Source organism: Paenibacillus glucanolyticus (genome assembly GCF_037333485.1).
GTDB lineage: Bacteria > Bacillota > Bacilli > Paenibacillales > Paenibacillaceae > Paenibacillus_AQ > Paenibacillus_AQ glucanolyticus.
This window is the reverse complement of record NZ_CP147845.1, coordinates 6,341,535-6,354,486: the sequence shown is the minus strand read 5'-3', so window position 1 is coordinate 6,354,486 and position 12,952 is coordinate 6,341,535. Positions and strand designations below refer to the sequence as shown.

Genomic DNA, 12,952 nt, shown 5'->3' with positions numbered 1-12,952 from the left:
TCAGGAAGGCGCTAAATCATGAACGCAATATCATATCGGAAATCCGTGGCATGGGGCAAATCACTTGGCAGTTTACTGTTTGTGCTGGCCTGCCTGTTTCTGCTGTACGCGGCTTTTTTTATGGATACTTCCTTTATTCGCAAGTTTTTTTGTATCACATCAGCCATCATAGGAATTCCTTTTTTTGGAGGATATTTGGTTGCCAGCTTGCCAAAGGCGCTGAAATCAGATACGCAGCTGCTCACCTACGATCAACATTCCATTTCAGATGGTACCCGGACCGTAGCTTGGGCGGAGATTACAAGCATCAGCTACAGCGGCCCTTCCATTCGGAAGTGGCTGCTTCCGAAATTTCCTGTGCTGATTTTTCATTTGAAAAACAGAGAGACCTGGACCGTGAATACGTATTATTTGTTGACTGATACCGAAATTCAATCTGCCATGAAGCGCCTGCGGGGGCTGATCAGCCGTAACGGAAAGGAATCGAAATAGATTTGTATTGGAGGATTTGCTTACATGAGCAAGCATACCTATATATTTTCATTAGAAGAGCTGGGTTACGCCTTGGCCGTTCATCAAGGGGAGGAAATGGCTGCAGGACTTATGAAGGCATATTATGGAGATCTGTCTGAAGACAGATGGGAGCTTTTGTTTCAGGCCGCTACACATAGCTTGATGTCCAAAGGTTTTATAGAATCGATTGATGAAGAGAACGGAGAGGTTCGTTTTCCTTCCGAAATTACGCAAATGATTCAGCATTTGCTGTACAGCAATTATATGCTCAGAGGCATTACGGATCGGAATTCTAACAAAGTACTGACGATCCACGAGCTGCAGCAGCGGTATTTGTATCACTTGTCTGACAATCATACGCTTCATTTTCTAACCTGGACAGCGCCGGCGGATTGGGAAGAGGAGCTTGTACGTTTCTATGGAGTGGAGCCTTCGAAAGCCGAAGGGACGACTTTATCCGAATCCAAGGTTGTGATCACTGAAGAATTGTGGAACCAGCTGACATCTGGTGAATTCCCTGCCTCCCCTCTTCATGATGAGCTTTCATCTGACCAGCAGCAGCTGATTGCAAAATGGCAGCAGGATTTTCAAAACAATGCCCGTACCATGGACAATCTAAGCACGATAAGAATTGGCAGCGGAAATCAGACGGCCATCGAGGATATTTTGTTTGTGCTTCCTGCTAATGAAGGGGTCTGGATTGTACGTAATCAGGAAGCGGACAGAAATGAGGAACCACAGATTTGCATTGAGCTGCAATCCTTCTCTGCATGCAGAAAGACGCTGGGCTCTTTTGCTGCAACTTTGGCTTAGGTAAAACGGTAAGTTAGTACGGCTCATCTTGAAAGACCGCCTGGGGAGTGTATGAATCGATTCAAGCGGATATCTTGCTAACGTCCATCTTAAAGAAAGCCCGGAATATTCACGAGGATATTGAGATCGGATTTGAAAAATGCAAAAACCACATCCGCATGCGAATGTGGTTTTTGCTTATCGTGCGGATTCGAAAGCGTAGGCCCACAGATATCCTTTCGATTCCAGCAGAAGGGCATCCGGCCCTTCCTTCGATTTCACAACGATGCTGTTGTTTGTATTCATGATGTAACCTTCATTCATTCGCTCGATGACGATGGGAATATCCAGTTCCATCAACAGCTGACGCATCCGATAAATCGTATTATACAAATTGGACAGCGCTCGCTTCTCCTCTACGTTCGTCCAGAGATCATCGATGATTCTCCATTTATGGCATAACTTATTTTCATGAAGCAGCAAATAGTAAAACAGCTCCTCCGTTAAGCGGGTAGGCCATTTTACAAGCTGGTCTCCTCTCATAACGGATGCTTCTCCGTATAACTGGACATCGAGTGTATTCTTAGGGATCGGCTTTGGTCTCTGACCATAATACTTCTGAAGGCGTTCATCCAGCTGCTTCACCATATTCATGGTCATCGGTTTCAAGAGATAATCCAGGGCTTGCACGCGAAAGGCCTGCACGGCATATTGCTGGTGAGCGGTCGTGAAGATCACAGGCACGTCGATCCCGTTCTCCACCAAGTTCTGGGCCAGCTGAAGTCCCGTCATTCTCGGCATTTCAATGTCGAGCACGAGTGCGTCCAGATCCAGCTTGGGTATTTCCTGCAGCGCATCAAATGGCGATTCGAAGCAGCCTACAATTTGAAACGGGCCATACGTTTCAAGCAATCGGGCATGCAGGCCCAGAATCGGTTTCTCATCCTCCACGATGATGATCTTCCACATTACCCTTGTCCCTCCTTCACGGGAATCATGATTTGAATGGTTGTTCCATTACCCGGCGAGGAGTCAATCTCCAGGCTCCCTTGGGATAGGTCATGCACGCGCCGACGTACATTCGTAAATCCGATTCCGGCATGGGCAGCCGTTCCCCCCATTAATTGAGCGCATTGCAAGGCCGACATACCTACCCCGTCATCGGCGACGCGGATATTCAAGCAGGAACCCTGCAAGGAAACCGTGACCTGAACATGACCCGGACCTTCCTTGTCGAACAGGCCGTGGCGAATCGCGTTCTCGACTAAAGGCTGCAGGAGCAGACTCGGAATCAGAACATGCTCCGCGGCAATGGACGGGTCGATGTCATAAGCGAAGGTTAACCGTTCGCCAAATCTGGCTTTTTCCACCTCTACATAGGCGTCGATAATCTCTAGCTCCTTCTGCAAGGTAGAGAATTGTCCGTCCCGGCTCGTCTCAAATATATAACGCAGGAAAGAGCTGAGCATCGTCAGAAGATAGGCTGCACGCTCCCCGTCCGTATAACAAAAGGCAATGATGTTGCTGAGCGCATTATAGAGAAAATGCGGTTTGATTTGGGTCTGCAGAAAGGCCATTTCATATTCAATCGCCTTCTGCATAGACTGCTTCGTTTGTTCTGCGGCATTCAAGCGGGCCATCAAGGTCTCTTTGGAAAAAGGCTTCAGTAAATAATCATTAGCGCCAGCAGCGAAAATCATTTCGATATGTCTGGGATACTCGGAAGAAATCATCATTAAGACCGGCAGGTCCATTACGGATGCCTGATTACGGATTTGTTGAAGCAGCTCCAGACTATTCATGTCGCCAGGAATGATATCATCCATGATCATCATCGCGATTTTTGGATGATTCCTATAATAATCAAGCGCTTCTTGAGCCGTATACGCGATTCGTACCCGGTAGGCATCCCCCAGCATGTCCCTCATGACCTCCGCATGCATCGCATCGTCATCGACAATCAGGAGCGTTCCCAGATCCCGATCTTCTGCGTGTGCCGCAGATTCCAGGTTGTATTCATATTCGGCTGTGGTAACCGGCTCTTTACATTCGCTGAAAGCCAGTGTGACCGTAAAGCGAATTCTGCCTTGCAAACGTTCATATGCGATGCTTCCGTTCATCTGTTGGACAAGTTCTTCTGTCATCATGAGTCCCGAAGAATGCGGGCGATCCCGATTCACTGGCGTTGATTCGCCGGTTGACGTCACTTTAAGCAGGATATCCGTGCCCACCTGTATAGCTTCAATCGTCAGTTGGTCTTCTGCGATATCGTGAGAGATCTCTGTCATGATCCGGATGAATACCTGCGTTAAGCGCTGCTCATCCGCCCATACGTAAAGCTGCTTCGGAATCTGTTCATGGATTGCGATTTTTTTATTCGTGAAGGTAAACTGCATCAGCTGAATGACATGAAGCATGACCATCCGAAGATTGGTGGACTTAAGCTGGATCGCATAATCATCAAATCGAAGACGGGTAAAATCATGCAGATCCCTCAATAAATAAACCATGTTCCCCATTAGCTGCTCAGCCAAGTACAATTGCTGGCCTTGCTTCTCGCGATCGGGCTCCCGATTCATGGCTCCCACGAGATGGATGGCATCGTGCAATGGCCTCTGCAAGTCCTGGGTCGTGACTTTCAGGAAGGCATCCTTCGCATCGTTTGCCTTTTGCAGCCTCGTGCTCAGCTGTTCCGATTCCTCAGCCCGGTTCATTAGACGTATACCGAGAAAAACATTCATTGTCATGACAAACCCGATCAACCCGATACGGTTCATGTAATTTCGCCCGGTAAAGAATAAATTGTCCGATGAAGCGCTTATCGCAAATACGGCAAGAAACAGCAGCATGGACATTAGGATGATTGCTTCATTTCGGCGTATGTTGATTCGCTTTTTAAGCGTCAAATAGAAGATGCGAATAATAATGCCCAGGATTAATCCATCGTTGTAATAAAAGAGCGGGTACTGCGTAACCGACAGGGTTCTGGCCGGGAGAACCGCATTGAAGAATGCATAGGCCAGGATCGGCAGAAACAGCAGATACATCGTCTTTCGACTCATGATGGAAGGAATCATTTTGACGATAAAGACAATCAGCAGGATGGAGGCCAGGAAGGTAAAGGTATCCTGCAGCCGAAAATAGAGCTCAAAAGGAAACGAGGGGAACTCCCGAATGAATAGCCGTTCCCCTCGCAGCACGATGACCAGGGCTAATAGCAGAAAGTGCAGCCCGCTGTACAAGAAGGCTTCATCCTTTGTTCGCAGCAGGTAGATTGTCATATGGAACATGCTGAACAGCAGCAAACATAAGGTAGCTGTCCACTCCAGGGACAGATCCCGCTGCACGTCTTCCTTCATCAGTTCGGCGTCGCCGAAATCAATCGGCAGGACGATGCCGCCTCTCGTATTGTAGAAGTTGGATGCGTGAATGGTGATAAGGAGCTGCCGGCTGTCCGGTTTAAAGTACGCTTCATAGGATGGATTGTCCGGTGTTGTCGCTTGTTTGGTTGCTGCCACGGCTCCTATTTTCGAGAGGGCTACGCCATCCACATAGATGGTGTGAGCGGACCAGATATTGCGAACGCGGAGACCGATCTCTCCCGACCAGTGGTCCGGCAGATATACCATTAATTGATAGGAGCCCCACTCGACCTCCGATGCCCAGGGACCGGGTACCGGCAGATGTTCGGCTTCACTGGAAAAGTCTGTCGGGGCAACAAAAGCTTCGCCGGTGAATTTCCAATCGCCTGCTAACGAGACAAACGATGTCTCCTTGAGCTCTCGCAGGTCAAGCACGCCGTTTACGGCTTTGATTTTGACGGCACCTGTATCCTGATCGCTAAAGATCATATAGAGAATGGCGATTAGGGCACATATGGCACCCAGACAACCAATCCATTTCTTCATGTATAGTCACACCCCTATGGACTCTATCATATGGCAAAGATCTCTCAAAAATCTACCTGTCGATCGAAGTCGAATTTGAGAGATTTTTGAGAGATGCTTCTGATATGTTGGAATTACATTCTTTACAATCTGATCTGCTGGAGGGTGTTATCCGCACAATTTATTCAAAAATGGGGATAAGGGGTCACATGTCGGTGTAGAATGTCAGACGGTTACTAAACTTACAGGATGGGTGAAACAGTTGAAGAAAAAAATCATATCCATGATAGTGGCAGCACTGTTAATTGTTACGAACATGCCGATGGCATATGCGCTCTCGCCGGTAGCAGAGGTCTACTATAATGCTGGGACGAGCATCTATGATTCTAGTGATTTTGAGAGCCAATTAAATGATGCGATTAAAGCCAGGCTGATAGCGGAAGGCGTAAATCCCAAATATGTGTCGATCATGGACGCGAGTGCAGACCGGGCAACGGTAACGGATACGACGTATGTCCATAACGGTTATGACAGCTGGTATATAGGCGGACCTTATGCCACTCGCCCGGCGGTTGAAACCGCCGATTACAATCATGTTCAAATTTCCAACAATGGCGGCACGTTAACCTTCTATGGTTATACCTCGCCTGCTTATAAGGATTACATGCTGACGCAGGGAAGCCCTTCGGGCAAAAAGATCATTACCTTCGACATGGACGAATCCAAAGTGGATTACCACAGCATGGAAGGCGGCGGTTTTCTATTTAATACGCAGATCGATGGCAACGGAAAGTTGAGCGGTTATTCGATTTTATATGTTCAAAGCGCCGTCAAGGTATATAAAATCAATGGTGTGGATGCATCCGCGCTGCATCATGAGACGGGAAGAGATTTGAGTTCGATGACAGGCGTTACCTCGATCGGAAGTTTTCCGAAAGGGGCATCCACTCATCACAGCATCAAAATCGTAGCAACGGACACCACGCTGAGCATGTGGGATAATGGCGACCAGATCATTCGGAATTTAACCCTTCCGGATGTTTACGGGAGTGAATTTGGGCCCATTGTTAGTCATATCGGCCATGGCTGCGAGATCATCTCGATTTTTTCATTTGATAATATGAAGTTGTATTCAACGTCGAGCAAGACACTGGATGTGGCTGCGGATAATATCCTTTGGGGAACGTCGCCACTGCGCTATGTCGTGAACATTAACGATGACCCTCGCGGGGATTTGGACGGGGGCTCGAATCAATCCAATCTGACAAACTCGTTCAATAACACCGGTGCACAATATGTTGGTGTAACCAGCGCCACGTATGCGGACATCGACCAAACGTTTATCGACGGCATTACAGGCGGCGGACTACATATCCATTCCGACAAATCCAGCGCCGATATCATTCAAGAGATTGCCGATCGTATCGCAGATCAACTGATTACAGATTATAAAGCGGCTATTCTGGACATCGAAGAGGCAGAGAGCAATACCGATATCGGGTTTCAGCCCGGCGACACCAAAAACTCGGTAAAAAACAATCTTACCCTGCAGCAGGACGATGAAGTAACTACCGTCTGGTCCTCTGACCAGCCGTCGATCATCGCGCCCGACGGAACCGTAACCAGACCGGTTATCACCCAGTCGGGAACTTACGTGACCTTGACGGCAACCATCACCAAGGACGGGCTTACAAGCGAGAAGACATTCACCGTGTATGTGAATGCGGCTGATCCGGCTCCTTTAGGCACGTTGACCGCCGCTTCTGGCAATGGGGAAGTGACATTGAAATTCCCTGCTCTAACGGGGGCATCGAACATCGTTGTTGAACAATCTATTGATGGAACCACCTTTACGCCGGTTAGCCCTTTGGAGACGTTGGATGCGACTTCTACAAGCGCAACAGTAACCGGGTTAACGAACGGTGAAACCTACCATTTCCGGCTAAACGTTGAATCGGGGCTATATGACGGCATATCCAATGTGGTCCAGGCTTCGCCTTCGAAATCGTTAACCACGTTGTCGGCCGTTGCAGGCAGCGGGCAGGTGACGTTGAATTTCCCTGCTCTAACAGGGGCATCAAGCATTGTTGTTGAACAATCTACCGATGGAACTACCTTTACACCGGTTAGCCCATCAGAGCCGCTGGATGCGGCTTCAACGAGTGCAACCTTGACCGGATTAACGAACGGCGAAACCTATTATTTCCGATTGAACGTCGGATCAGGTCCGTATGCAGGCGTATCCAATGTGGTCGAAGCGTTGCCTTCGGAACCGATCACCACGTTGTCGGCCGTTGCAGGCATCGGACAAGTGACATTGAATTTCCCTGCTCTAACGGGGGCATCAAGCATTGTAATTGAACGATCTACAGACGGTACTACCTTCACACCGGTTAGCCCATTAGAGACGCTGGATAGCGGCTCCACAAGTGCAACCATAGCCGGTTTATCCAGCCGTGAAACCTACTATTTCCGATTAATCGTCCAATCGGGTCCACATGCAGGCGTGTCCAATGTGGTCAGCGTCAAACCTCACGCGCCTGAGGTACTGGAAGAAACTCCACCTGCAGGGAACACGGGCGTTGTACAACAACAACCTGCAGCCACAATGAAAGCGGAAGTGGTTGTTTCCGACCAAGCGAACGGGGGCAAAGTCGTTCAGGAGAAAATTACGAAGCTTGTCGGCGACAACTTAAAAGTATCCGGGAAAATAAAGTCGGCAACCGGGCAAGAGCTGAATCTGCCGAGTATCGTAATGAACCAGGACGGCAGCTTTACGCTTCCGAAAGTTGCTGCCGGCGAGTATACATTGTCGCTGAATGTAATCGCACCTAACGGAGAGAAGCTGGCGGGCCCTGCCGGCAAGTTAAGCGTTGACAGCAATGGTAATGCAAAGCTATCGGTTGATCTGGTCGATCCATATGGCACGATTCTCGATAAGGTGACAAGTCAGCCGGTTGCAGGAGTGAATATGCAGTTGTATTGGGCAGATACGGAGCTGAATCGTTCCAAAGGCAGAGTGCCGGGAACGGTTGTTCAACTGCCGGAGCTTCCGGATTTTTCGCCGAACAAAAACCACAACCCGCAGAGCAGCTCTGACAGCGGCCAATACGGCTGGATGGTTTACGCAGATGGCGATTACTATTTCCTAGGCGAGAAGAATGGTTACATCGTGTTTGACAGCCGTAATGACAAGCGTGAAGAGCGCTTCGGGAATGACAGCTACATTAAGGACGGAGTCATCCACGTCGGTGATACCATCGTGAAATTCAGTTTCTCTGCACAGCCGAAAGTGAAGGCTTCAGGCGATCATCGTGCTTACATGGTCGGATATCCAGACGGCACGTTCCAAGCGGACCGCGGAATTATCCGTTCGGAGATGGCTGCGATTCTGTCCCGTTTGTATACAGCTGAAGCGGGAGCTAACAAAGTATCCTATTCGGATGTAACTGCAAAACATTGGGCAATGAACGCCATCACGACGGCAACTCATAATAAATGGATGGTCGGTTTTAGCGACAACACGTTCAAACCGAAGAAACAGATCACGCGGGCGGAATTTGCGCAGATCCTTATGAATGTGTACCAATGGGATGCCGTACAGGAAAGCACATATACGGACGTAACGGGACACTGGGCTGAAAAAGCCATCGCAACGGCCCAGGAACAGGGACTGCTGTTCGATTTCACGGAGAAGTCCTTCAATCCGAACCAATCCATCACAAGGGTAGAGGTCATTCGGATCCTTAACCAGCTGCTGGATCGTAAGCCTTGGGATATCAAGGTTGAACCGAAATGGACCGATGTTCCGGAAGGACATGACTACTATTCCGACATCATGGAAGCTTCGATTCCGCATTCGTTCGAGCAGCTCGAAACCGGAATTGAAAATTGGAAGGAATAGAAAGCAGTGGCGGCGATTTGTATGAGCATGTAACTACAAAAGAATAAGCGTTTAAGCCAAACAAAAAAGCGTCCCTAACGGGCCGCTTTTTTGACGTGTAATATGAGGGGGGATTGGCATGTATAGAAGCCCATATGGTCACAACGCGGTTAATGATAGTTCTTGGATTCATTCTCCTTGTATTTGCCGTTGCTGTCATGCTGGGCTTGCTTCCGGCGATCATTGCGGGCCTGCTGCTGCTGCTGGGCCTCCAGGCTGTTCACGGGTGTCGCTTCGAGGTCTTTCACCGTGTTGATCAGGTTCTTGTCCGGTTGATGGTCGCTCAATGGAAAGGTCCTCCTTGTACTGGAATCGATTGTGATGTTTAGTATGTGCTGGCTGGTATTCGGTTATTCGTGGTTACCGCATTGGCCTGAATTGAGGGCAAGCTGCAGAAACCGTTATTGTGTGCAGCAAAAAAAGACCCGGCAGAGGCCGGGTCTTCCACATGTGACATCTTCAAATCATCACTCGACTAAATCCAATCCTTCGGAGCCAGCTCAATGGCCGAGCGAATCGCGGCGAGCATGCTCTTGTCGTCGGCGATGTTCTTCCCGGCAATATCGAAGGCGGTGCCATGGTCGACCGAGGTGCGGATGATGCCGCCCTTCAGTCCGACCGTGATGTTCACGCCTTCTTCGATGCCCATGACCTTGATGGGGGCATGTCCCTGGTCATGGTAGCAAGCAACCACGATATCGAAATCGCCTCTGCCTGCTCTGAAGAATAAGGTGTCCGCAGGCAGGGGGCCCACAACATTAATACCTTCCTGCTGGGCACGCTCGATGCCCGGCTGCAGTTGTTTCTCTTCTTCTCCGTTGCCGAAGAGCCCGTTCTCGCCCGCATGCGGGTTGATTCCGCAGACGGCCACTCTTGGATTGTCGAAACCGGCTTTTTTCAGAGTATCGTGAGCCAGCTTGACGACGGTATACGTTCTTTCCGGGGTGATGCTCTGAATGGCTTCGATCAACCCCATATGTGTAGTCAGGTGAATCACCCGCAAGTTCGGCGTTGTCAGCATCATCGAGAAATCTGTTGTATCGGTGAGGTCCGCCAGGATCTCGGTGTGACCGGGATACAGATGCCCGCCTTGATGTAAAGCTTCCTTGTTTAGTGGAGCTGTGCAGATGGAGTGGATCTTGTGCTGTTTCGCCAGCTCGATCGCTCTGGCCAGGAATTGAAAGGCTGCATCTCCCGCAATAGCGGATACTTCGCCGAATTTAAGGTCGGCCGGAACGAGATCCAGATCGATAACATCCACGGTGCCAAATTCATATTTGGCCTCGGATGGATCCTGAATGGCGCGTACCTGTAAGTCTGAACCGATAATGGGCAGTACCCGCTCTAAAATTTTTGCATCTCCAATAACAAGTGGATTGCAGTTATCGTACATCTCCTGATGGGAGAGTGCCTTCATAATAATCTCGGGTCCGATGCCTGCGGCATCGCCCATCGTAATTCCAACGGTCGGTTTCATGCGGTATGACCTCCTTTTAACTTATGAATCGCGTGGATAAATACGTCTGGTTTGCCGAATCCGCCTGCCTTGGTGATGACATACAGGTCGTCAACGCTTAAAAATTTCGAGATCGGCACGCCAATCTCAAGCTCGTCCAACAATTCAAAGCCGCTAATCTTCCATTTCATGCAGATCTGCTTGGCGGTATCTCCGCCAGTCATGGATACACCCTGGAAATACCCGTTCTCCAGTAGCTTGGCGCAGATTTCACCAATGGCGCGCACAATCTCATTGCTGACCTCGGTGTGATTAAGTCCTCTAGTCTCACCAACTGCTCGTGCTTGGTCAACATCAGACTGCTCTGCGGTTGAGTAGATGACGATGTCCTTGCCTTGCAGTGCCTGGGTCTTCACTTCTTCATACACGCGCTGGATTTCCTCATCGCGCTCTGCTTGCGCGGATACAGCCTTATAGGAGCTGAATGGTACCGGATAAACATCGGTTTGTTCAAGCAGAAGTTTAAGCTGTGCGCGGGAATTCTTGTTCACGCTGCCCACGACGGTAAGGATTGGCCCCTGATTTTGCTTGATGGTGAGCTCGACAGGACGGCTCGAAATATCGTAATGAGAAGGAAGATAGTTGGCAATGCCTGCAGATCCAGCCCATGCGAAGTCATAGTCCAGTTGTTTGGTTATTCGCAGGATCTGCTCTAAATGCGCTTCTTCCGTGGAGTCCACCAGCACATACGGGATATCCTGTTCTATCCATTCCTTTAACTTATTCTTAATATGGTCCCTGCCAGCGTTCAGATCGCGGACTGAAATCACGCCGACGGCATGTTTGGTCTGCAATTGAAGCAGGTCCGGCAGATAGGAATGGGTGACCGGTGTCTTGGGATCGTTGGCAATCTCCGTCTCTGCCAGCGGCACGCCATTCAGATAATGAGTTCCATCTAGAATGGTGCGATTGTTTTTGGGATAACCCGGGACGATCATCATGAAGTCAGGCTTCACTATGTCGTACAGGGCATCGATCTCGATCCCGATATTGCCGCGCATGGTGGAGTCCATTTTTTTGAAAATCGTGTCAAACCCGGCATCCGTTAAAAATTGGGCGGCTCGGCTTACTCGCCGATATGCCTCCTCTGATGTAATGGAACGACTGTCCGTATCGAAGACAACAGCATCATAGTGATGAATATTATCTTCGTCCATATCGAATAACACACTTGTTTTCAAGCCATGACGGGCGAGTTGGACCCCGCTGTCATTGGCACCTGTCAAATCATCTGCGATAATAGCTAATTTCATGCTGCTACCTCCTCTCAAAAAACTGATGGATAGAGGGGTTCTTAAAAAAACCTCTATGATGTTGGATTATTGTATTTGGCTACGCCGCCTGATTTCTCCAATCTCTTGGACAGGAAGCCGATAAAGATCGGCAGCAGGATGGCCGTGGTCACGACACTCGCGGCGATTTGTACAGTTGCAAGTTCAGCGATGGGAGCGAATGAGGCGTTGGCAGCCAAAATTGCAGCCGGCGTTCCAACTGCGTTACCGGCTGTGGAGCCTTCTGAAGCACCGACAATCGGGTTCCAGCCGATGGCTCTGAAGAGAAGGAATCCAATGCCGCCCGTAATCAATACGGTCATCACCCCAAGCAGGATGCCGCTCAGTCCACCCTGAATGATGGACGAGAAATTGATGCCCATACCCAGCGAGAAAGCGAAGAAAGGAACCAGCTTGTCACTGCCTTTATGCAGCCAATCGGCCATATCGCGGTCCAGGTTCCCGATCACGACACCGACGAGCAGGGGAAGCAGTACCGCAACAAAAGACATCGGCGAGAACATGCCGTTGGCAAAACCCATAGCGCCGAAGATCGAGAGGGCCACCATCGTCAAGAACGGTCCGTCGCTTAAAGCAAGGAAAGGATAAGCAGCCTTGTCATCCTCTTTTCCATATTGTCCGGCTAGCGCTATATACAGTCCGCCGTTGGAATTTGTCATCGCTGCGATAATGGCAAGAGGGGCAAGACCCAGGAATAATCCATTGGAATCGGCAAACATAATGGCGATCAATCCTAATAGTGCACCGATAGCCCATTTAAACACCAGCAGTGTGACACCCTTACCAACAGAGGACCCTGCTGTTTTAAACGTGATTTGCGTTCCGGCAATCAGCAGGAACAGGGCAATGAGTGTACTCGAGCTGTTCACGAATAAAGCCTCCGTGAAACCGCCGATGCGCAAAGCATTAGGTGCGAATGTATTGATGCACGCTCCGACGAGGAGGGGAACAACCATCATACCGCCAGGGATACGATCTAATGTCGCTTTGATTTTCATAGTATTAGCTC

9 protein-coding genes are annotated in these 12,952 nt (G+C 49.4%); 3 read left to right on the top strand and 6 right to left on the bottom strand.

The annotated features are described in order from the left end of the window. The first annotated feature begins 18 nt into the window (after window positions 1–18). Both WDY75_RS29170 and WDY75_RS29165 read left to right on the top strand, forming a co-directional pair. A complete protein-coding gene (locus tag WDY75_RS29170; RefSeq protein ID WP_063478338.1) occupies window positions 19–492 on the top strand; it encodes a DUF5381 family protein in 474 nt (157 codons plus the stop codon). 24 nt (window positions 493–516) lie between these two features. Then, the gene (locus WDY75_RS29165; RefSeq protein ID WP_063478339.1) at window positions 517–1,326 is read left to right on the top strand and encodes a hypothetical protein; all 810 of its coding nucleotides are present in this window, start codon (window positions 517–519) and stop codon (window positions 1,324–1,326) included. 177 nt (window positions 1,327–1,503) lie between these two features. Here WDY75_RS29165 and WDY75_RS29160 read toward each other — a convergent pair whose 3' ends face one another. Together WDY75_RS29160 and WDY75_RS29155 are read right to left on the bottom strand one after the other, a co-directional pair. Continuing rightward, on the bottom strand, window positions 1,504–2,274 hold the full coding sequence (locus tag WDY75_RS29160; protein ID WP_063478340.1) for a response regulator: 771 nt from the start codon (window positions 2,272–2,274) through the stop codon (window positions 1,504–1,506). Continuing rightward, window positions 2,274–5,213 carry a histidine kinase gene (locus WDY75_RS29155; RefSeq protein ID WP_063478341.1) on the bottom strand — a complete coding sequence of 980 codons (2,940 nt, stop codon included), beginning with the start codon at window positions 5,211–5,213 and terminating at the stop codon, window positions 2,274–2,276. Before WDY75_RS29155 ends, WDY75_RS29160 begins: the two co-directional genes overlap by 1 nt. Window positions 5,214–5,454: 241 nt before the next feature. Here WDY75_RS29155 and WDY75_RS29150 point away from each other — a divergent pair, with 241 nt between their 5' ends. After that, complete coding sequence (locus WDY75_RS29150) at window positions 5,455–9,096, top strand: S-layer homology domain-containing protein (RefSeq protein ID WP_338841513.1); 3,642 nt, start codon at window positions 5,455–5,457, stop codon at window positions 9,094–9,096. Between the two features lie 149 nt (window positions 9,097–9,245). Here the strand turns inward: WDY75_RS29150 and WDY75_RS29145 are convergent, their stop codons facing one another. The 4 genes from WDY75_RS29145 to WDY75_RS29130 all read right to left on the bottom strand — a co-directional run bounded on the left by WDY75_RS29145 (window position 9,246) and on the right by WDY75_RS29130 (window position 12,941). Next, window positions 9,246–9,422: a hypothetical protein gene (locus WDY75_RS29145; protein ID WP_006207681.1), complete on the bottom strand. Its 177-nt coding sequence runs from the start codon at window positions 9,420–9,422 to the stop codon at window positions 9,246–9,248. A gap of 188 nt (window positions 9,423–9,610) precedes the next feature. After that, window positions 9,611–10,612: a 4-hydroxythreonine-4-phosphate dehydrogenase PdxA gene (gene pdxA / locus WDY75_RS29140; RefSeq protein ID WP_006207682.1), complete on the bottom strand. Its 1,002-nt coding sequence runs from the start codon at window positions 10,610–10,612 to the stop codon at window positions 9,611–9,613. After that, a complete protein-coding gene (locus tag WDY75_RS29135) occupies window positions 10,609–11,904 on the bottom strand; it encodes a four-carbon acid sugar kinase family protein (RefSeq protein WP_063478342.1) in 1,296 nt (431 codons plus the stop codon). The genes pdxA and WDY75_RS29135 overlap by 4 nt, the downstream gene beginning before the upstream one ends. Before the next feature lie 53 nt (window positions 11,905–11,957). Then, window positions 11,958–12,941 (bottom strand): 2-keto-3-deoxygluconate permease, encoded by a 984-nt coding sequence (locus WDY75_RS29130; protein WP_036636391.1) that lies wholly within the window; start codon window positions 12,939–12,941, stop codon window positions 11,958–11,960. Window positions 12,942–12,952 lie beyond the last annotated feature (11 nt).